The 380-nt window shown below is 29.2% G+C and carries 1 protein-coding gene; it reads left to right on the forward strand.

Annotated features, from left to right (window positions below; genetic code table 11):
• Nucleotides 1-173: 173 nt before the first annotated feature.
• On the forward strand, nucleotides 174-326 hold the full coding sequence (locus KH400_RS22170; protein WP_217228324.1) for a YwzD family small protein: 153 nt from the start codon (nucleotides 174-176) through the stop codon (nucleotides 324-326).
• The last annotated feature ends 54 nt before the right edge of the window (nucleotides 327-380 follow it).

Raw genomic sequence — 380 nt, forward strand, 5'->3', positions numbered from 1 at the left:
TCCTTATTGCTTGGGTTGTAAAAGTGTTTAAAGAAAAGGATCAAAAATTTATATATTTCGCAATCGTTGCTTGTTACTTGTTTTATTTTTATCAAGAGCATGTCCTATCCTTAAATATCATTTATAGAAGTGAATTTCTACCATTTAGTGAGTGAAAATGAGGGATTTAACTAATGAAAATCGCAGATAAAATTGATCAGGAGAAATTACAAGAAATATTAATAACCATTTATAAAAAAGGCTTAGAAACAGAAAACATTGGTGTAACAGAACTAATTGAAGATATAAAACAAGAATTTATGACAGCTAATAAAGATACGAAATGAATGAGAAGTAGTTCAACATGGGGGTGACCGATATCAAACGCACTTTCGATTTGT

Source organism: Desertibacillus haloalkaliphilus (genome assembly GCF_019039105.1).
GTDB lineage: Bacteria > Bacillota > Bacilli > Bacillales > KJ1-10-99 > Desertibacillus > Desertibacillus haloalkaliphilus.